We start from the raw sequence: 21,706 nt of genomic DNA on the forward strand, positions 1-21,706 counted from the left end.
TATATTTTTAGGTAGCCTTATGCTTCCCTTTTTGCAGTATTGCGGAAAGAAAGTAAAATCATTGCTGCTGAAGATCACCGGAACCAATCATGTTCTCGGACATCGGCTGTGGGCAAAAGATTTTCCACAGTTTTCGGAAGTTGTCCACACTAAGTATCTTATTGTCGGAGGTGGAATCTCCGGTCTTTCAGCGTGCAGGTTTTTCAGTCAGAATAATGAACAGGATTATCTTCTCCTTGAAATGGAAAATCATCTGGGAGGAAATTCTTCCAACGGCCAGAATTCATTTTCAAAATTTCCGTTAGGAGCCCATTATTTACCGTTGCCGAACAAAGAGAATATAGAAATCATCGAATTCCTGAAAGAATGCGGAATCTGTTTAGGAATTGAGGATAGCGGAGAACCAATCCTTGATGAATACCAAATGACTTTCCCACAGCAGGAAAGACTGTTCTATAAAAACTCCTGGCAGAACGATATTGTTCCACAAAGAGGAATTTCAGCAGAAATCCAGCAAGAGCTTAACCGTTTTTTTAAGTTGATGGACGAATTTCGTTTAAAGAAAGATGCAGAAGGAAAATATTGGTTTGCTATTCCTGTACATGATTCTAGCAAAGATGATGAGGTTTTGAAGCTTGAAAAGGTCATTTTTAAAGACTGGCTCAAAGAAAATAATTATCACTCCGAAGAACTCCTTTGGCTGCTGGATTATTCCTGCAGAGATGACTTCGGATTAGGAATAGATTACGTTTCTGCATGGGCAGGAATTCATTATTTTGCAGGAAGAAAAAACAATTGGAGTACGAAATATAAAGATCAGGTCTTCACATGGCCTGAAGGAAATGCAAGATTGGCAAAACATTTTTCAAAATATACAGAAGGAAAGCATAGGTCCGGAAATCTGGTTTTTGATGTGAAAATTAATGATAAAGTTGAAGTTCTTAGTTTTGATAACACTCAGAAAAAAACAAAGAAAATCATTGCAGATAAAGTACTGTTTGCATCACCGCAGTTTGTAAACGAAAGGATTTTTAATCATCAGAAAGCGGCTTCATTCAACTATGTTCCCTGGCTTTTAACAACCATTACCCTGAAGAATGAATTCGGAGGGGATGAAGAGTTGGCCTGGGATAATGTGATTTATGGATCTTCGGGATTGGGGTATATTTTTGATCAGCATCAGAATCTGAATCAGATTATGGGTGAAAAAGTGATTACCCATTATAAGAGTTTTTCAACCGGAGATTGTAGGAAAGCAAGGAAAAAACTGTATGCTATGAAAGATGCTGAACTGAAAACTTTAGTTTTGGAGGATCTGAAGAAAGCACATCCTTTGATAGAGGATTTTATTCTGGAAATGCAGTTTCATAAAATAGGACATGCCATGATTGCTCCGGTTCCTGATCAGATTTTTGGAGAAAAAACCAAAACAGCAAAAGAACCTATTGAAGATAAAATTTTCTTTGCTCATTCCGATATTTCAGGAATATCTATTTTTGAAGAAGCTTTCTATCAGGGAATCCGGACTGCAGAAAGAATGATTTAAAATAATACAATGAAACAGCCCTGGATACATAATGCAAAAACAGACTGGTGGTTTATCTTATCACCGCCTTTTGTGGTATTGCTGATTATCTTTCTTTTTCAGAAACAGATTCAGGGGCTGGAAAATCATTATTCCTTTTACACATGGCTTTTTCTGATTGTTTTTGTAGATGTGGCTCACGTGTATTCTACACTGTTCAAAACCTATTTTGTAAAAGGAGAAGTACAGAAGAATAAGCTGCTTTATCTCGGTATTCCTGCTGTAAGCTGGATATTGGGAATTGCCCTGTTCCAATTCGGGAGTCTGACATTCTGGTCGGTACTGGCACTGGTTGCCGTTTTTCATTTTATACGGCAGCAGTACGGATTTATGAGAATCTATGCCCGTTTTGAACCGAATAATTGGAGCAAGAAAATAGATGAGGTGGCTGTTTATTCCGCAACAATCTATCCTATGTTATACTGGTTCAGTACACCGCGTGCTTTTACCTGGTTTGTTAATAATGAATTTGACTGGCTTAAAAATCTTCCGGATTATACTCATTTACTCACAGTCATATATTTTAGCATTCTGATTATCTGGATTGTTAAAACTGCTTTTGAAGCTTTTAAAACCAAAAGAATTAATATTCCCAAAACAGCACTGATCTCGGGAACTTTTCTTTCCTGGTATTTTGGAATAGTGTATTTCAACAATGATCTTCTTTTTACTTTTCTGAATGTGGTTTCCCATGGGATTCCTTATATCGCATTGATTTATATCAGGGAAATACATCAAAAGGAAAATAATAAATTGAATGGGATGCAGATTTTTAAATCTTTTTCAGGAATATTTTTATTTGTGAGCATTATTTTAGGATTTGCCTTTGTAGAAGAATTCTTATGGGAAACGCTGGTTTGGAATGAGCATTTTTCCCTGAATGTGATGCTCTCAGAAAAATGGTTCCAGTTTCTGGTGCCGTTATTAGTCGTGCCTCAGCTTACTCATTATCTGCTGGATGGCTTTATTTGGAGAAAACCAAAAAAAGTTAGCTAACTTTGCGGCAATCTTTAAAATCTAAAAATGAGACAATATTTTCTGTCCTTAGCAATTTTTCTCGGAATCATTGTAGGAGCACAGCAGAAGACATTCTGTAATCCGATCAATATTGATTATGGGTATACTCCTTTCGAAGTTTTTTCAAAACAAGGGAAACACCGTGCTACGGCAGATCCGGTGATTGTTAATTTTAAAAATAAACTGTTTCTTTTTTCTACAAATCAGGAAGGATACTGGTACAGTGATGATATGCTGGATTGGAAGTTTGTCAAAAGGAAATTTCTCAGAGACAATAAATATACCCATGACCTTAATGCTCCCGCTGTCTGGGCTATGAAAGACACTCTGTATGTCTATGGTTCTACCTGGGAACAGGATTTTCCGATCTGGAAAAGCACCAATCCCACGAAAGATGACTGGAAAATTGCTGTGGATACTTTAAAAGTGGGGGCATGGGATCCTGCATTCCATTATGATGAAGATAAAAATAAATTATATCTGTATTGGGGCTCCAGCAATGAGTGGCCGCTGCTGGGAACAGAAGTCAAAGTGAAGAATCTTCAATCCGAAGGTTTTGTAAAACCTATTATTAAACTAAAACCAGAAGATCATGGCTGGGAAAGGTTTGGGGAATACAATGATAATGTTTTTCTTCAGCCTTTTGTAGAAGGAGCGTGGATGACGAAGCATAATGGAAAATATTATATGCAGTATGGTGCTCCGGCAACAGAATTCAGTGGATATTCTGATGGAGTATATGTGAGTAAAAATCCTTTGGAAGGCTTCGAATACCAGCAGCATAATCCGTTTTCCTATAAACCGGGAGGCTTTGCCAGAGGTGCTGGCCACGGAGCTACTTTTGAAGACAATTATAAAAACTGGTGGCACATTTCAACCATCTTTATTTCTACTAAAAATAATTTTGAAAGAAGACTGGGAATCTGGCCGGCAGGTTTTGATAAGGATGATGTAATGTACTGTAATACGGCTTATGGTGATTATCCTACATACCTTCCGCAGTATGCACAGGGAAAAGATTTTACAAAAGGTCTTTTTGCCGGATGGATGCTGTTGAATTATAACAAACCGGTTCAGGTTTCATCTACTTTAGGTGGATATCAGCCTAATTATGCTGTAGATGAAGATATCAAAACATACTGGAGTGCCAAAACGGGAAATTCCGGAGAATGGTTTCAGACAGATCTTGGTGAGGTTTCTACCATCAATGCTATTCAGATCAATTATGCGGATCAGGATGCAGAGTTTATGGGGAAAACTTTAGGGAAAATGCATCAATACAAAATCTACGGTTCCAATGACGGGAAAAAGTGGAATGTGATTGTAGATAAAAGTAAAAATACAAAAGATGTTCCTCATGATTATGTAGAACTGGAGCAGCCCGCAAAAGCCCGTTTCCTGAAAATGGAAAATCTGAAAATGCCTACAGGAAAATTTGCATTGAGTGGTTTCAGGGTATTCGGAAAAGGTGCCGGGAAGCAGCCTGCAAAAGTAGAAGGGTTTGTACCTTTAAGAGCTGACCCTAAGAAATATGGTGAAAGAAGAAGCATCTGGATGAAATGGCAGCAGAATCCTGATGCAGACGGTTACGTAATCTATTTTGGAAAATCTCCTGATAAACTGTACGGAAGCATTATGGTATACGGTAAGAATGAATATTTCTTTACAGGAGCAGACAGAACAGATGCTTACTATTTCCAGATTGAAGCTTTCAATGCCAATGGAGTTTCGGAAAGAACAGCCGTTGCAAAGTCTGAATAAATACAATTAAATTATAAAAAAATGACACGTTTTGAAATATCAGAACGTGTTATTTTTTGTCTGTTTTTTTAAGAAAAGTTTCAATTTTATTGATCAGAAGCTTATCATTGGGCTGCTTATCCCAATCCAGATGTCCACCATTGAACTGATAAGACTCATAGATAACATGGTTTTTATTTAAAATTGAATCTAAGATTTTTGCTTGAGTAGAGGGTATGACACGATCCGAGTTTCCATAATAAGATAAAGTAGGAGGGGAGTTTTCTTTTATCCATTTTACAGGACTTGCGAAATCTATTAGTGATATTCCCGATTTCTGTACACGGGGATCAACAAGTCGTTTTTCCACAAAAGAGTATTCCGGGTAGTTTTTGAAACCAGGATCTGAGAGATCTGCTGGACCAACAATATTAATCACGGCTTTTACTTTTTTATCAGTATCAGATTGATAAGCATATAGCATAGACAAATGCCCGCCGGCGCTGTTTCCTAATAAAATCAGGCTGGGGTTGTAGCCCAGTTTATTTTTTAATAGTTCAGTTACTTTTTTAATATCATCAGTTTGGTTTGGAAGTCCAAATTGAGTAGCCGATGTCAGTCTATAGTTCATATTGACGAAAATATGATCAGGGAATTTCTGCATCATAGAAAGTGTGAAGAAAGTCAATTGTGATTTATTTCCACTGCGCCAGCCTCCACCATGAATCATGATAAATACATCTTTTTTGCCCTGATCTTTTTTGTTGGGAACATACAGATCCATAATCTGTTCCGGGCTATTTCCATAATGAATATTTTCTTCTTTATCAAAGCTTATATCTTTGCCCAGTTCTATCTTTTTCTCTTTACAGCCAGTCCATAGAAAAAACATGATTAAGCAAACCGAAATAATATATATGTTTTTTTTCATAGCAATTAAATATAAAAAATCCGCTGAAAAGAATCAGCGGATACTGTAAAGAATAATTAATTGAATATGAAGAAAGATAATCTTTTATCTTGTTCTGCTTTTGATGGCATCTGATGCACCTTCGATGTCTCGTACTTTTTTCACTTTCTGGTTTCCGAAATTATAGGTAAGACTTACCATTACGTTTCTGTTGTAACGGTTTTGGTGGATGTAATTATAATTGCCGTTCTCCTGGAAGTCCTCAATTTTAACGATATTGGTATTAAGGATGTCATTCACGTTTACTGCAAAAGTCCAGTCGTTCCACATTTTCTTGATGCTGAGGTCTAAGCTCATTAAACCTTTTAGTAATCCAAGTTCGATCTGCTGCTTGTCTACGAAGAAATAATTAACACCAAAGAACCATGTTTTCTTTTTGTCAAGACGGATCGTGTTGTTGGTCTGGATCAAAAGACTTGTAGAATTTGTTTTGTTGGTGTATACTATATCTTTACCATCCTGATTTCTGAATCGGTCTCCTGTTGTAGGATCAATATCAAGGCTTCCATTGTTAATGTTATGCTGTACTCCGATATTGAAGTTGGTTGTCCAGTACTGTTTGAAGAACGACTTCTGAATACCTATCATGGCAGACATTTCCTGTTTATTTCCAAAATTGGTTCTTATATATCTAAGAACAGGATTTTCTCCTACTTTACCGTCAGGTGATACCGGATAACCCTGAAGCGGAACCTGGGTTATAGCATCCTGAATATAGGAATGATTTAAAATCAGGAAGTATGAATTTTTGTACATATAAGTCAGCTCCTGATTATAGGTAGATGAAGCCTTTACAAATGGGTTATTTTGAGTATAATTATCATCTGTAAGAATGTTTCTTACCGGATTGATTTCCCAGAAGCTCGGTCTTCTCATTCTGCTTGAAAAGGAATAGGAAATATTGTTTTTATCATTAATTGCATAGTTGAAACTCAGATAAGGAAGAATATTACTGTAATTCCTTTCAATCCTTTTAAGTTCGTCTGTAGGTGCATTGTCAGAAGTTCCAAGACTGTTGGTGATCTCATATCTTGCTCCCACTTTTCCGGAAATTTTATCCGAGATCTTCTTTTCAACAGTTACATACATTCCGTAGATGTTTTCATCGTAGATAAAATGATTGGGCCTTGAGTCCGGAGCCTCTATGGGATCAAAAGAATATGTTATGTTTTTAGAATCGTTGTCTGTTTTGGTTTTGTTATAGTTTCCTCCTACGGAAATTGTCAGGTCATTTTTAAATTTCTGATTGTAATCCACCATTCCGGAGAAGTTATTGATGATCTGTGGAAGGTCCTGAATGACTTGTCTTGTTCTTGATCCTACAACTTTGTCAATATCTGATGCGAAGGTTTTGTTATCCGTGTACTGAAATCTTCTGTAGTTAAGATAAGCTGCATTTACATTCAGTTTACTGCCTAATGAATCCGTTTTTAATTCATAATTTAAATTCACGGAATTGTTATAAGATCTTGCATCTTCTTTGTTTTTGGACCAGGTATATTCCGGTTTTTCTGTACTTGCTTTTTTTATGGTATTGAACAAGTCTACCGTTGAGTTATAGCTTTTATTGGCCCAGGTATTCCATGATAAGGCCAGATTGCTTTTATCATTCAGCTGATAGTCAATATTCAGATAGCCTCCGATGTTTTTGTTCGGATCATCAATATCTCCCGTAGATTCGTTAGATGTTTTGGCTGTTCCATTTCTTAATGTGTAAGTTTGTGCCTCTATATTTTCACCACCGCTAAGATTGGCGCTCACTCCCAGTTTACCTTTTCTGTAGTTGGCAGAGAAGCTGGCCTGGCTTCCGTTGTATTTACTGGTTGTATTAGACATCCTCATATTTCCGTTGAGACCGTCACTCATTTTTTTCTTTAAAACGATATTGATGATCCCGTCTGATGATTCAACCTGGAATTCACTTCCCGGAACGGTAATAACTTCAATTTTCTGAATGTTTTCAGCCGGAGTATTTTTCAGGAACTGTGCCAGGGACTCAGAGTCCATATTGCTTTTTCTTCCGTTGATATAGATCAGGGCATTATTCTTTCCGGCGATTTTTAATGTTTTATCATCTGTGGAAGATAATAGGGGAGTCTGCTTCAGAAGGTCGAAAGTGGTATTTCCTTTAGCTACAGGAGATGCTGCCACATCATATACAAAACGGTCACTTTGCTTTTTGAAAACCTGTTTTGTAATGGTAACTCCTTCTATATTTTTTGTTTTTGCCGTATCAGATTTCTTCTCCTGGGCAAATGCACAAGTACCGAATACGATAGCCATTGACAAAATTATACGTTTCATGTTGTTTTTTATTTAAGAGTGGTTTAGTGATATAAGTTTTATAGATTAGGTTCTTGATTTTACAGCATCATTAGCTGATTTCATTTCCCTTGCTTTTTTCAGTTTCTGATTTCCGAAATTGTAAGTAACCCCGATGCTCATCAGTCTTGGATAGTTGAAATTGGTGATATTGTTATATTTTCCGTTAGGCTGTACTCCCTTAATCCTGTAAAAGCTTTGGTTAAATAAATCGCTTACTTCCGCTACGATAGTCCAGTCGCCTGCAATTTTTTTCAGACTGAGATCGAAGCTTTGTCTTGCGCCTATCATACCACCTTCCATCGCTGTCTGGCTTGCAAAGAAGTAATTGACTCCTAAAAACCAGTCTTTCTTGGATGAAAGTCTGATAATGTTATTGATAGTTGCAGACATATTGTAGTTTTTTACATCAATGATATAAGGATCCAGTGACTCGGATTCATACTGGCCTAGCTGAGATGTCGGGTCTTCCCATACTCCGCCTTTGTAGGTAACATAGCCCAAATTGACAGAATAGTTGGTTGTCCATATGTCTTTAAACCATGATTTATTCATTCCCAGCGTAAGAGCGAGTTCTCTGTTTTTACCGTAATTGGTTCTTATATATCTTAGGAATCTTGTTGTTTGCATGATCATATTTCCATCTGGATCATAGAGAATATTTCCATTTTTATCCTTTTCAGGAGCTGTTAAAGTCCCTTGTAACGGAAGCATATCAGAAGCAGAGGCATCTTCCACCATATTAAAGCTAAGATTAGCGTAGAATGCATTTTTGTACATATAGTTCAGCTCCTGATTATAAAATTTTGAAGCAAGAACAAACGGATTGTTCTGTGTATAATTCGTAGGAGTGAAGTAAGTTCTGGATGGGTTCAGTTCCCAGAATCTTGGTCTTCGGATTCTGCTCGAGAAAGTATAGCTCAGGTTGTGATCAGAATTGATGGCATAATTTAAATTCAGATAAGGTAAGAGATTGTTATAATTTCTTTCAAACCCTGTTTTTTCAAGAATTTCTCCGGTACTTCTGGTCATTTCATATCGGGCTCCTATTTTTCCGGATATTTTCTCAGTCAGTTTACGTTCATAGTTCAGGTAAATACCTAAAATATTTTCTTTATAAATGAAGTGATTGGTTTGTTTGGGATCTATCACAAAATCACTGCCTATTAATTTGTCTTGTTTGGTGTCATTATCCGTGTTCGTATGGTTGTAGCTGATTCCCATTAACCATGTTGCACCTTTAGCTGTTTTTTTCAGATAATCGATATTAGCGGCATAATTGTTAATGATCTGGGGTACTGATTGATGAAGGGCCGAATACTTGTTGATGGTGTCATTTGTTAAAGGAAGACTTTCGTTAAAACTTACTTTATCTCTGTTGAACCACAGGTAAGAAATGTTTGAGGTAAGCTTGCTTCCCAGAGAATCTGTTTTCATTTCATAATTTAAATTGAATGAATGATTTCTGGTTTGAGCATCTTCATTATTAATCGTTCTGTTATTTAAAACCCCATTTTGCCAGTTGGTAATATCCAGTACAGAATTGAAGCTTTTATTATATCTCATGTTGTAGGAAAAGCCAAGACTATGTTTTTTATTGATTTCATAATCAACATTAAATCCTCCGCCAAAATTTTTATTAGGATCATCATTAAACCCATATGATTCATTTCTGAAAGTAGGATCTCCGTTAGAGAGCGTATATCTTTGTCTGTCTGTCCAGCTTCCTGTTCTGAAATTTGAATTACCGGACCATTTTCCCTGTCTGAAGTTAAAAGAAGCTCCTGCATTAGGATTATTGTAATAAGCCTGCTCATTCTGCATTTTCAACGTTCCGTTGTAACCGTTGTTCTTGCTTTTTTTCATGACAATATTAATCACCCCTTCTTTGGATTCAACCTGGAATTCACTTCCGGGAACCGTAATCACTTCAATTTTCTGGATATCCTCGGATGGAGTAGACTTCAGCATTTCAATCAGTGCCTCAGAATCCATATTTGTTTTCTTATTGTTGATGTAGATCACCGCATCATTTTTTCCCAAAATCTTCAGTGTTTTTCCGTCTATGCTGGAAATCATGGGAGTTTGTTTCAAAAGATTAAAGGTGTTCGTTCCTTTAGCAATAGATGAAGAAGCTACATCGTACACTAAACGGTCTCCCTGTTTTTTGAAAACCTGCTTCTTGATATTCACTGCATCAATAGCATTTACTTTCAAACTGTCTTTTTTCTGCTGGGCAGCTGCAGTTACAAGTCCACCGAAAAAGAGTGCTGCAATAAGAATTTGAGTTTTCATGATATTATTTTTTAATTAATAGCTTGTATGGTTTGTTATTTTACATTGCAAAGATATATAATAAATTTAGTATCATGCAATGCAAAGTACTTAAAATGTTTTTAATTATTATTTAAGTAATTGATTGTCAGTAACTAAAATTTTACATCAATTTTAAGCTTCAATGACTTTGTTACTTAATTAGACAATTTAAAGTTCAATTTTGTTACATGATAAAATTAAATAGGTTGAAATTTGAAAAAATATTTGACGAGAAATGAGAAAAAATAACAATGATTATTATTGTGCTGCGGTAAAAGAAAATTTTACCATATAAAAGTAACGAAATCCAGATATGTAAATGCATCAAGGGCTTTGGTCGCTACCAACGGAATTAGATAGGGCCAACATAATGATGGTCCCTGCAATAACAGATCTACAGTCAGTGTAGTAGATCTTCCGAAAACTCAAACCTAGCAAAGAATATGTAAGAAAGACCGGTTATAACTATAAAAATTAAAAGGACCGAACAGGTCCTTTTTTATACAATATTTTTATTTTATTCTCTGTCGAATCGGGCTAATTTCTTGTCTACCCAAACCGTTGCAAAGGGGAAGAATGCCGATAATAAGGCAAAAACAAAATCTTCATCATCCCAATGATAAATTTTTCTTGCAGGAAGGCAGAGTATAAGGTAAAGCGTAAAAAATAATCCGTGTAAACTGCCGATAACGCTGATGAAGATAATAGAATATAAATTTTCATCATATCGGATCCAGATCATCGCAACACAGTACAGTAAAAGACATGAAACAGCTTCTGCAACACAAATCTGTTTAAACCATTTGATGATTTTTTCCTGAGAATATTTTGAGAAAAATTTTTCGATGAAGTTCATGAATCATTATTTATAGTAGATAAAAAAGGAAGTTTCGCTTTTTACCGGATATCCACTGTATTTTACAGGCTCAAATTTAGTGTATTTTATAAACTTATTGATCTCCTTTTCGAAATAAGAGATATATTTCAAATTGTGATCATTATAAATACGATGACTAAATTGATGCTTCAAAACCTTTCCTTTTTGATCTAATGTAAGCGTAACCACGGTGCTTGAACGATATTTTTGAAAAGAAGGATTGTAATTTTCATAACCTTCCGGATAGGTGAAACTATGGAAGAAATCTTTATTTAACTGATCATTATCATCTGTATAACTGAGATATTTACCTTTATAAGTCCATTCACAATGCTCATCGTTATCAAAGATTTTATCAGGGTGTTTTTTTACATACATAGCTACAGATTCTTTAACGAGACCGTCAATAAAATCTTTACCAAACTTTTTTTCAGTCAACTCAGTCATTACAGAATAATAACATTCACCTGAATAACCGCCCATATCACTGCCCATCCATTCTCCGCCCCAAATGATATTATGCTTTTTTAAAATCATTCTGAGTTCTTCTCCTGGCAAAAACTTATCACCAGAGGGAGCAGCAATATTGATAAAATATTTATTTTGAATTTCCGAAGATTTTACAGCTCTGATTGAATCTTCGCTGCAGCGCTTTTTATTATAGTTTATCCTTTCAGCAAGAGCAATTTTTTGTAATTCTTTAAGAGAGTCACTTTTTAAGGTTGTTGATTCCTGAGCATAAAAACAGCTTTGCAAAAAAACAGAGAATAAGAATAAATATAATTTCATTGCTTATTGATAAAAATTACTACCATCCAAATATTCAAAAACTTCAGGTGGCAGCATAGGCCTTACATTTTTACCATCTTTAATCATAGTACGGATTTCAGTGGCAGAAAGTTCTATAACCGGCGCCTTGATCAGAGAAATATTTTCATGCTGTAAATAGTCAGAATCTTTCTTTTCTCCCTCAAATACCCTTGGATAAACAATGATATGATGATTTTTGATCAGGATATCAGAATTTTTCCATTTATGAAGACTCTTCAGATTATCTTCTCCCATAATCAGGCTGAAAGAATATTCAGGATATTTTTCATGAAGATAGGTAAGAGTATCAATTGTGTAACTTGGTTTCGGAAGAGAGAATTCCACATTGGAAGCTCTCATATTGGGGTAATTTTTTACTGCCAGCTGTACCATATCCAATCTGTTATGGTCATTCAGTAAAGATTTTTTGTCTTTAAACGGATTTTGTGGGCTCACTACAAACCAAAGCTCATCCATATCAGAATTTTCCAGAATATAATTCGCCAGAATAAGATGTCCGATATGAATTGGATTGAATGATCCGAAAAATAAACCGATTTTTTTCATTTTTTGTTAGATAGTAGGTAGCGGGTGATAGGTAACAGTATCTAAATATTGATATCAGGATTCTTTTTAAGATTTACAAGGGATAGTTGATTTCTATTACCTGCAAACTAAATCCTGCAACTCCTATCAATCCCTGAATTTCACATCCTTAATATTTAGATAATGAGTGACATTGCCTTTCCAGTGATTTTCTTCAAGGGTAAAAGCAAGGTCGAAATTTTTATTTTTAAAATCTTCAACAAATGGTCCTAGCTTGAATCCTACACATTCAATATTTCGTCCTGTAGATTCCTGCTTGATATAAAACTTCAGATGATTATTATCTTTCCCCATCGTTTTCACATAACCTGACAATTTCTGGTTGGTCAATGTAAAGATAGGTTTCATATTGTGAGGCCCGAATGGAGCCAGTTTTCTGTGGAAATTGATAAACTCTCTGTTGATTTCATCAACTGTAATTTCAGTATCAATGGCAATGGAAGGTTCTTTTTGATGGTCTTTGATTTTTTCAGAAACAATTTTTTCAAACCTTTCCTTGAAAGCATCAAATTTGTCTTTCTCCATAGAAAGTCCGGCTGCCGCATGATGGCCCCCAAACTTAAGAAAATATTCAGAACACATATCAAGAGCTTCATGCACATCGAAGTCAGAAACAGATCTTGCAGAAGCTACCATTTCCCCGTTATTACCATCAGTAAATACCAGGGTAGGTTTATAATATGTTTCAATAAGTCGGGAAGCTACAATTCCAATTACTCCTTTATTCCATTCAGGATGATAAACAATGGTTGTGTGCTTGGTTTCCTGCTGAGATTCTATAATTTGGTTCAATGCAGAAAGAGTAGAATTCATATCCAGCTCTCTTCTTTCGTCGTTGAGGTTCATGATATCACCTACAATCTGGTTGGCGTGTTTCAGATTGTCAGAAACCATAAGTTCTACGGCCGCTTTACCATGGGAGATTCTTCCGGCTGCATTAATTTTAGGAGCTATTTCAAAAACAATATTTGAAATTTCAAAATGAGAAAGCTTATCCTCAGGAATCAGCAATCTTAATCCCAGATTTCTGGTTTTTCTAAGGGTTTTCAATCCCATTTTAGCCAGTACTCTGTTTTCACCTGTCATGGAAACAATATCGGCAGCAATAGAAATGGCCAGAAGATCAGTAAGTTCAAATAATTCCGCTTCCGGTAATTTATAAATTGTATTTAATCCCTGGCAAAGCTTAAAGCCTACGCCACATCCCGAAAGTTCTTTGAAAGGATATCGGCAGTCAGTTCTTTTAGGGTCAAGTACGGCCGCAGCATCAGGAATTTCTTCACCTGGAAGGTGATGATCACAGATAATAAAATCTATTTCCAGATTTTTGGCATAGTTGATCATATCAATAGCCTTTATTCCGCAATCCAGAGCAATGATTAATGAAAATCCATTTTCTTTGGCAAAATCAATTCCTTCAGTAGAAATTCCATATCCTTCAGAATTTCTGTCAGGAATATAATAGTCCAGATATTTTTTCTCAACAATTTTGCTGAGATAAAGGTACATCAGAGCAACCGCTGTGGTTCCGTCCACATCATAGTCACCATAGACCAATATTTTTTCACCATTTTCAATAGCCGTTGCAATACGCTCTACAGCTTTTTGCATATCTGCCATTAAAAACGGATTGTGTATATCGTTAAGGTTTGGTTTGAAGAATTCTCTGGCCTTTTGATAATTGTCAATCCCTCTTAAAACGAGGATTTTAGATTCAAAAGTACCAAAACCAAGTGACGAACTTAGTCTGTCCACAACTTCCTCATCGGGTTCAGGCTTATAAATCCATTTTTGACTCATTTCACAAAAATAAGGAAAAAAAATAGCATTCCAGAAAGAACTGGAACGAAGTTTCGACTTAATAATTGTTAAAAAAAGGCTATCTTCGTGCTCCAAAATTTTAAATGACTATGAAAAAAATTACTCTATGCCTTATGTTATTTGGGGCTATGTATTCGATTAATGCACAAAAAATTAACCTCGGGAAAGCTGCCGGAATGGTTTCAAATGGTGCAAAAGCTCTAACATTTACGAACGAAGATGCGGTTAAATTATCCAAAGAGTCAGTAGACTGGATGGATAAAAATAATGCTGTAGCAGGACCTAAAGACCCATACACTGTGAGACTGAACAAACTGTTTGGAAAGCACAAATCTCAGGACGGTCTGAATTTGAATTATAAAGTTTATAAAGTTAAAGATATCAATGCGTTTGCCTGCGCGGACGGAAGTGTACGCGTATTCTCTTCTCTGATGGATATCATGACGGACAATGAATTGCTAGCGGTTATCGGGCATGAGATTGGGCACGTGAAAAATCAGGATACAAAAGATGCAATGAAATCTGCTTATCTGAAAGCGGCGGCACTAGATGCTGCATCATCGGCTTCTTCTGCTGTAGCTACTCTTAATGAAAGTCAGGTAGGAAAGATGGCTAATGCATTTTTGGATGCTTCACACAGCAAAAAACAGGAATCAGAGGCAGATACTTACTCATATGATTTTATGAAAGCTAATAAATATGATGTTGTAGGGGCTTATACAGCTTTCAAAAAGTTAGCGCTGCTCTCAGAAGGAAGTACACAAACGAACTTTGAAAAAATGTTCAATTCTCACCCTGACAGTAACAAAAGGGCAGAATCTATTAAAAAACGAGCTGAGAAGGACGGGTTATGGAAAGATCCGGGAACGGTAACTTTACCCAAAACAAAGTTGATAAAATAATTTAGACGATTAAAATAGGACCTCAAAGAATTTCTTTGAGGTTTTTTTATGGGATTTATGAAAAAATTTAAAATAACGTAAAGTATAGAAATCGAAAAAAATATCCATTAAAACTAATAATAAGATTTTTTAGGATATATTAAATTTCAATTATTATAATATAATTTTTATGTTATTTGTTTGGTTTTAATCTGTTAATTATAGTTAATTTATTGATTATTTATTTTTAATTTTTACATTTGTATTGAATAAAATATAAATAATGAATAAAAAAATTACATTTGCCTTACTTGGCTTAATGGCTGCTATTCTTTGTGGTCAAGTCAATGCTCAAAGCTATCAAACCTTAAATGTTACAAGTGGCTATAATGAAGATCTTATAGCAAATGGTGCGGGAACGGCTTCTTCTAGTACCTCGCAAAGTGTGGATACCCCAACCAATGGGTATGTGTTTATGTCAACGGATTTTGTCAACGGTTCGGGGATAAGTCCTGTTTCAGGATTGCCAGGTAATGGTTTAGTTAATTCAGTAAATACATCAGGGTTAACGTTTCAATTGGCTCCTTATAGCTCTAATAATTCCTTAAGGCTCTTAAATGCAAATGACTCCGGAACTTTATCATTTGGTTCAACTCCAAAAGCTTCAAAATTATATATGTTGGCAACTACAGGAAGTGGCAGTTCTACAGCGGATATTCTTGTGACTTTTACAGATGGAACAAGTCAGGCATTTACTAATAATAATGTGAATGATTGGTATGGAGGAACTTCTTTCGCTATCAAAGGAATTGGTAGAACAAGTAGGGTAAGTGATGCTATTGAAAATAATATTAATAATCCAAGATTGTATGAGATTGCTTTGCCAATTAACGCTGCAAATCAGACTAAGAATATTTCAAGTGTTAAAGTGACTAAAACTTCATCAGGATCAGGGATTTTATGTGTTTTTGGCTTTTCTTATAAAGCTGCAAACAGTTGTATAACTCCGGATAATGTTACTTCTTCCAATGTTACTTCAAGTTCTGTTGATATTTCCTGGAATCCGGTTGCTGGAATTTCATCTTATGAAATTTACACAAGCACTTCCAGCACAACTCCAACTAGTTCAACTACACCTACTACAGGAGTTAGCGGATCTTCAACAAATATTTCAGGATTGTCTCCAAATACCTCGTATAATGTTTGGGTGAGAAGCAATTGTGGAGGAGGGAGTACAGGTGACTGGGCTCCTGTTGTAAATTTTACTACGCTATGTGCAGTCGTAAATGTACCTTATATAGAGAATTTTAATACTACTCCAGATAATTCAATTCCTGGCTGTACTTCAACTCAGGTGATTAATAATACAGGTAATAATTGGCAGGTAGTTAACACTTATGGAAGCGTAATCGGGTTTGATCAAAAAGTGCTTTTTAGCAATACATCTACTACAACAAATACAAATATCTGGTTTTATACACAAGGTGTAAATCTACAGGCAGGAATCAATTATACGTTTAGTTTTCTTTATGCTAGTTTTTCGGGTTCACAAAGTTTAAAAGTGGCATATGGTGGTGCTCCTGCAGATACCTCAATGACAAACGCTATTGTTGATTATCCAGATGTAAATGTGACGACTGCTACACCTGCAACATTTACAATTACACCTGCAGCTTCAGGTACTTATTATTTTGGATTTAATAATTACACAGCAGGAGGAACAATTGGAATGTTGTTATTGGATGATATTTCAGTTACAGCAGCTAGCTTAGGTACGAAAGAGAATCACTTACAGAATAATGATGTGAATGTCTATCCCAATCCGACGTCAGATTATTTGTATGTAATAGGAAAAGGAAAATTTGTGGAAGCTAAAATACTTGATGCTTCTGGTAGCATAGTTATGTCATTTAATAAAGTTGGCCAAAAGATAGATGTTTCTCAATTGACTAAAGGGGTGTATGTCCTTGTGATTAAAAATACAGACGGAACTCAACTTAGCCATAAGTTTATCAAAAAATAAATATTCTGCTTTTACTATTAATGTATTTAATCAAAAATAGCTACTCCGAAAAGAGTAGCTATTTATTATTGATGATGTATTTCTATGAATTAAGAATACATTTTTTCTCTTAATTCTTTTACCTTTTTATCAGCAAGGTATTCGTCATAAGTCATTTCTCTGTCGATAATTCCTGCAGGAGTCAGTTCGATAATTCTGTTACAGACTGTTGAAAGCATTTCGTGGTCATGAGATGCTAATAAAAGATTTCCTTTGAAGTTCGATAAAGAGTTGTTCAAAGTGGTGATACTTTCAAGGTCTAAGTGGTTGGTAGGTTCATCCAATAAAAGAACATTTGCTTTTTGAAGCATCATTCTGCTGAACATACATCTCATTTTTTCACCTCCGGAAAGTACTTTACAAGATTTTAAAGCTTCATCACCTGAGAAAAGCATTCTTCCAAGGAATCCTCTTACAAACTCTTCGTGACGCTCTTCGTCATTTTTTGTAAATTGTCTCAACCAGTCAACCAGGCTTAGATCTTCCTGGAAGAAGTTGGTGTTATCCAAAGGCATGTGAGATTGGTTAGTTGTAACACCCCATGCAACAGTTCCTTTGTCGGCTTCTACATTTCCTGCTAAAATTTCGAAAAATTCTGTAATTGCTAAAGAGTTTTTAGAAAGTACAGCTACTTTGTCTCCTTTCTTAAGATTCAAATCAATATTAGAGAATAGCAATTCTCCATCTTTTGTTTTCTCAAGACCTTTTACATCTAAAATCTGATCACCTGCCTCTCTTTCCATTTCGAAAATAATAGCCGGATATCTTCTTGAAGATGGTTTAATATCGTCAATGTTTAACTTGTCGATCATTTTCTTTCTTGCTGTAGCCTGTTTTGCTTTAGCAACGTTTGAGCTGAATCTTGCAATGAAGTCCTGAAGTTCTTTTTTCTTCTCTTCAGCTTTCTTGTTGGCCTGAGCTCTTTGTCTTGTTGCTAACTGAGAAGCTTGGTACCAGAAAGAGTAGTTACCTGTGTAAAGATTAAGTTTAGCGTAATCCAAGTCACCGATATGAGTACAAACCGTATCTAAGAAGTGACGGTCGTGAGATACCACGATTACCGTGTTTTCATAGTCTGCAAGGAAATCCTCCAGCCATGAGATCGTATCGATATCAAGGTCGTTGGTAGGCTCATCCAGAATCAACACATCCGGGTTACCGAAAAGAGCCTGAGCCAAAAGAACCTTTACTTTGTCTTTGTTCTCAAGTTCGCTCATCATCTGCCAGTGCATATCATCTTTAACCCCAACGTTTGAAAGCATGGTCTGCGCATCAGATTCTGCAGTCCAACCTCCCATTTCATCATAAATTACACCTAGTTCGCCGGCTTTAATTCCGTCTTCGTCAGAGAAATCTTCTTTTGCGTATAACGCATCCATTTCCTCTTTTATCTCAAATAATTTCTTATTACCTCTTAAAACTGCCTCAAGAACAGTATATTGATCATAAGCAAAGTGATCCTGCTCCAAAACTGACATTCTTTTCCCTGGTTCCAGAGATACATGTCCTGTTGTAGGATCCTGCTTTCCTGTTAATATTTTCAGGAATGTAGACTTTCCCGCACCGTTTGCTCCGATGATCCCGTAGCAGTTTCCTTTGGTAAACATAATATTTACCTCGTCAAAAAGAACTCTTTTCCCGAATTGTAAAGATAAGTTAGATACTGTTAACATATAGTTTTGTAAATTTGGCGCAAAAATACGAAAAGAATTTGGGTATTTTGTAATAATATAATAGTCAAGTTTTTAATTGTATGGTATTTTTTATATATTTCATTAACGAAATTTTAAAATGATGAAGATTGAGAAAACAGTTAGCATATTAAACAGAAGAGCCCGTTTTGAATATGAAATTCTTGAAGAATATGAAGCAGGAATGGTTTTGACGGGTACCGAAATAAAATCTTTACGTTCATCCAAAGCATCCATTACAGAATCCTTCTGTCAGTTTATTGATGGGGAATTGTACATCATTAACATGATGATTGATGAGTATAAATTAGGTACTTTTTACAATCACAAAACAAAAAGGGAACGGAAATTGCTCTTGCACAAAAAAGAATTACAAAAACTTGAAAAAAAGTTAAAGGATGCTGGGAACACCATAATACCTTTAAAATTATATATCACTGACCGAGGTAAAGCAAAGGTGCTGATAGCGCTGGGTAGAGGGAAAAAGCTTTTCGATAAAAGAGAGGCGATAAAAGATAGAGAAAATAAACGGAACCTGGACAGAATATTAAAGAAAAGTTAAAAATCATTTGAAAAACTTTGTATATAAAGAAAAATTATATTTATTTTGCATTATCAATTATTTAATCATTTAATTCTATGAAAAATCTAAAATTAGGAATTTCAGCATTGGCGCTTACTGTTGCCTCTACTGTTTTCGCACAGACTACCAACAATCCGTGGTTAATCGGAGTTGGTGCTCATGCTGAAAACCACGTAGCAGCAAGAGGTAACTTCAGTAATACGTTCTCTGCTAACAATTTGACGAAGAGTATGTTCAATGTGAACAACTTCTCTATTACTCCTCCATTATCTAAGTTAACAGTTGCTAGAAATGTTGGTAAAGGTTTAGTAATTGACTGGCAGACTTCTGTTGGGAACGTTGAAAACAAAAGATTCAACATGGGGAAAGAATTTTTCCTAATGACAGGTCTTGGTTTCCAAGCTCACGCTGCAGGTCTTTTATGGAACGAAGAATCTTGGTTTGATCCATATTTAAGAGTTGGTGCTAACTACTTAAGACATGACTATACAGCTCTTACTTTCCCTAGAACATCTGTTGACGCTAACGGTAATCCAATCGAAACTGTTGTTAATGGTAAGGATGGTAACGAAAACGGTAAAGCTAACCACTTTACAGTTGCTACAGGTGCTGGTGCTAACTTCTGGGTAACTAAGAACTTCGGTCTTGGTATTCAGGGAGATTATGTATCAACTCCAGGTGACAACTCTACAGTGGCTAACTTCTGGCAAGCTTCTGCTTCTATCTTATTCAGATTTGGAAACAGAGATAGAGATAAGGATGGTATCCTAGATAAAGATGACCTTTGTCCAGATACTCCAGGTTTACCAGAATTCCAAGGATGTCCTGATACTGACGGTGACGGAGTTCCAGATAAAGACGATCAATGTCCAGAAGTGGCAGGTCCAGTTGAAAACAACGGATGCCCTTGGCCAGATACTGACGGTGATGGTGTAATCGACAAAGATGACGCTTGTCCTACAGTAGCAGGTCCTGCTGAAAACAATGGTTGTCCTTGGCCAGATACAGACGGTGACGGTATCTTAGATAAAGATGATGCTTGTCCTACTGTTCCAGGTCTTCCTGAATACAACGGATGTCCTAAGCCAAAAGATGTTATCGCTAAAGAGGCTACAGGTGCTCTTAAAGATATCTTATTTGACTTCAATAAAGCTACTATCAGACCTGAATCTAGCGGTAAATTAGATCAAGCTGCAACAATCATTAAGCAATCTAACGATGGTACATTCTTAGTAACTGGTCACACAGATAAGAAAGGTGCTGATGCTTACAACTTGAAACTTTCTAGACAAAGAGCTGCTTCAGTAGTAGGTGCTCTAGAAGCTAGAGGTGTTAGCGGTAATCAGTTAAAATCTGTAGGAGTTGGTGAAAGAGACGCTACTGTTTCTGAAAAAGCTTCTGACGCTGAAAGAATGGTTGACAGAAAAGTAGTTGTTGAGGCTATCAACGGTGCTGCTTGGGATGCACTTAAGAAATCTGATCTAGAAGTTGTAGAGAAGAAGACTGTAGTGAAAAAAGCTAAAAAAGCTCCAGCTAAGAAAAAAGCTGCTGCTAAAAAGAAAAAATAATTAATTTTTCTAAATAATGAATACCTCCAATTTAATTGGAGGTATTTTTTTTTTTGTTGACTTTTAAGTAATTTTGTTGGAAATTTAAAATTAAAATGGGAAGAGCATTTGAATATAGAAAAGCTTCTAAAATGGCCAGATGGGATAAGATGGCCAAAACATTCTCCAAAATAGGTAAAGACATTGCATTAGCTGTAAAGGCTGGTGGAACAGATCCGGAAGCCAATCCGGCCCTGAGAAGATGTATCCAGAATGCAAAAGGGGCAAACATGCCTAAGGACAACGTAGAACGTGCAATTAAGAAAGCAAGCGGTGCCGATGCAGAGAACTATGAAGAAATCACGTATGAAGGTTATGGACAAGGTGGTGTTGCTTTTTTTGTAGAATGTACTACAAACAACACAACAAGAACTGTAGCGAACGTGAGAGCTATTTTTAACAAGTTTGATGGTAACCTTGGGAAAAATGGTGAATTAGCATTTATCTTTGATAGAAAAGGAATTTTCACCATTGATCTGGCTCAGATCAAAATGGATTGGGATGATTTTGAAATGGAAATGATTGATGGTGGTGCAGAAGATGTGGAAAAAGATGAAGAAGAAGTAATGATTACAACTGCTTTTGAAGATTTCGGTTCTTTATCTCACAAATTGGATGATTTGGGAATTGAAGCAAAAAGTGCAGAACTTCAAAGAATTCCAAACAATACAAAAGAAGTAAATGCAGAACAGTTTAAAGCTAACATGAAAATGCTTGAGCGTTTCGAAGAGGATGATGACGTTCAAAACGTTTACCACAATATGGAAATCACAGAAGAGCTGATGGACTCTTTATAAAAAATAATATAGCATTCATAT

16 protein-coding genes are annotated in these 21,706 nt (G+C 35.9%); 8 read left to right on the plus strand and 8 right to left on the minus strand.

Annotation, left to right across the window (positions count from 1 at the left end; genetic code table 11):
* The first annotated feature begins 19 nt into the window (after positions 1-19).
* The 3 genes from DYR29_RS17805 to DYR29_RS17815 are packed head-to-tail and all read left to right on the plus strand — an operon-like array spanning position 20 to position 4,363.
* Positions 20-1,546: an NAD(P)/FAD-dependent oxidoreductase gene (locus DYR29_RS17805; RefSeq protein WP_249413532.1), complete on the plus strand. Its 1,527-nt coding sequence runs from the start codon at positions 20-22 to the stop codon at positions 1,544-1,546.
* A gap of 9 nt (positions 1,547-1,555) precedes the next feature.
* Positions 1,556-2,581 (plus strand): hypothetical protein, encoded by a 1,026-nt coding sequence (locus DYR29_RS17810; protein ID WP_213277907.1) that lies wholly within the window; start codon positions 1,556-1,558, stop codon positions 2,579-2,581.
* A 27-nt stretch (positions 2,582-2,608) separates the two neighbouring features.
* Positions 2,609-4,363, plus strand: a complete 1,755-nt coding sequence (locus tag DYR29_RS17815) for a discoidin domain-containing protein (RefSeq protein ID WP_213277908.1) — start codon at positions 2,609-2,611, stop codon at positions 4,361-4,363.
* 49 nt (positions 4,364-4,412) lie between these two features.
* Here DYR29_RS17815 and DYR29_RS17820 read toward each other — a convergent pair whose 3' ends face one another.
* From DYR29_RS17820 to recJ, 7 genes are all read right to left on the minus strand, one after another.
* Positions 4,413-5,273, minus strand: a complete 861-nt coding sequence (locus tag DYR29_RS17820; protein ID WP_213277909.1) for an alpha/beta hydrolase — start codon at positions 5,271-5,273, stop codon at positions 4,413-4,415.
* A gap of 84 nt (positions 5,274-5,357) precedes the next feature.
* Positions 5,358-7,616: a TonB-dependent receptor domain-containing protein gene (locus tag DYR29_RS17825; protein WP_213277910.1), complete on the minus strand. Its 2,259-nt coding sequence runs from the start codon at positions 7,614-7,616 to the stop codon at positions 5,358-5,360.
* 45 nt (positions 7,617-7,661) lie between these two features.
* Complete coding sequence (locus DYR29_RS17830) at positions 7,662-9,929, minus strand: outer membrane beta-barrel family protein (RefSeq protein ID WP_213277911.1); 2,268 nt, start codon at positions 9,927-9,929, stop codon at positions 7,662-7,664.
* A gap of 538 nt (positions 9,930-10,467) precedes the next feature.
* A complete protein-coding gene (locus tag DYR29_RS17835) occupies positions 10,468-10,806 on the minus strand; it encodes a DUF3817 domain-containing protein (RefSeq protein WP_213277912.1) in 339 nt (112 codons plus the stop codon).
* 6 nt (positions 10,807-10,812) lie between these two features.
* Positions 10,813-11,616: a hypothetical protein gene (locus DYR29_RS17840; RefSeq protein WP_213277913.1), complete on the minus strand. Its 804-nt coding sequence runs from the start codon at positions 11,614-11,616 to the stop codon at positions 10,813-10,815.
* A gap of 3 nt (positions 11,617-11,619) precedes the next feature.
* Positions 11,620-12,204 (minus strand): nicotinate (nicotinamide) nucleotide adenylyltransferase, encoded by a 585-nt coding sequence (gene nadD, locus DYR29_RS17845; protein ID WP_213277914.1) that lies wholly within the window; start codon positions 12,202-12,204, stop codon positions 11,620-11,622.
* Positions 12,205-12,330: 126 nt separating this feature from the next.
* Positions 12,331-14,043 carry a single-stranded-DNA-specific exonuclease RecJ gene (gene recJ / locus DYR29_RS17850; RefSeq protein WP_213277915.1) on the minus strand — a complete coding sequence of 571 codons (1,713 nt, stop codon included), beginning with the start codon at positions 14,041-14,043 and terminating at the stop codon, positions 12,331-12,333.
* 110 nt (positions 14,044-14,153) lie between these two features.
* Here recJ and DYR29_RS17855 point away from each other — a divergent pair, with 110 nt between their 5' ends.
* Together DYR29_RS17855 and DYR29_RS17860 are read left to right on the plus strand one after the other, a co-directional pair.
* Positions 14,154-14,966: a M48 family metallopeptidase gene (locus DYR29_RS17855; protein WP_213277916.1), complete on the plus strand. Its 813-nt coding sequence runs from the start codon at positions 14,154-14,156 to the stop codon at positions 14,964-14,966.
* A gap of 262 nt (positions 14,967-15,228) precedes the next feature.
* A complete protein-coding gene (locus DYR29_RS17860) occupies positions 15,229-16,968 on the plus strand; it encodes a T9SS type A sorting domain-containing protein (RefSeq protein WP_213277917.1) in 1,740 nt (579 codons plus the stop codon).
* 89 nt (positions 16,969-17,057) lie between these two features.
* Here the strand turns inward: DYR29_RS17860 and DYR29_RS17865 are convergent, their stop codons facing one another.
* Positions 17,058-18,680 carry an ABC-F family ATP-binding cassette domain-containing protein gene (locus tag DYR29_RS17865; protein WP_142717083.1) on the minus strand — a complete coding sequence of 541 codons (1,623 nt, stop codon included), beginning with the start codon at positions 18,678-18,680 and terminating at the stop codon, positions 17,058-17,060.
* A gap of 121 nt (positions 18,681-18,801) precedes the next feature.
* Here DYR29_RS17865 and smpB point away from each other — a divergent pair, with 121 nt between their 5' ends.
* From smpB to DYR29_RS17880, 3 genes are all read left to right on the plus strand, one after another.
* Complete coding sequence (gene smpB, locus DYR29_RS17870) at positions 18,802-19,260, plus strand: SsrA-binding protein SmpB (RefSeq protein ID WP_045501613.1); 459 nt, start codon at positions 18,802-18,804, stop codon at positions 19,258-19,260.
* Positions 19,261-19,337: 77 nt separating this feature from the next.
* Positions 19,338-20,849, plus strand: a complete 1,512-nt coding sequence (locus DYR29_RS17875) for an OmpA family protein (RefSeq protein WP_213277918.1) — start codon at positions 19,338-19,340, stop codon at positions 20,847-20,849.
* A gap of 95 nt (positions 20,850-20,944) precedes the next feature.
* On the plus strand, positions 20,945-21,685 hold the full coding sequence (locus DYR29_RS17880) for a YebC/PmpR family DNA-binding transcriptional regulator (RefSeq protein WP_213277919.1): 741 nt from the start codon (positions 20,945-20,947) through the stop codon (positions 21,683-21,685).
* Positions 21,686-21,706: the final 21 nt, after the last annotated feature.

The organism is Chryseobacterium indologenes (genome assembly GCF_018362995.1).
In the GTDB taxonomy this organism is placed as follows: Bacteria; Bacteroidota; Bacteroidia; order Flavobacteriales; family Weeksellaceae; genus Chryseobacterium; species Chryseobacterium indologenes_G.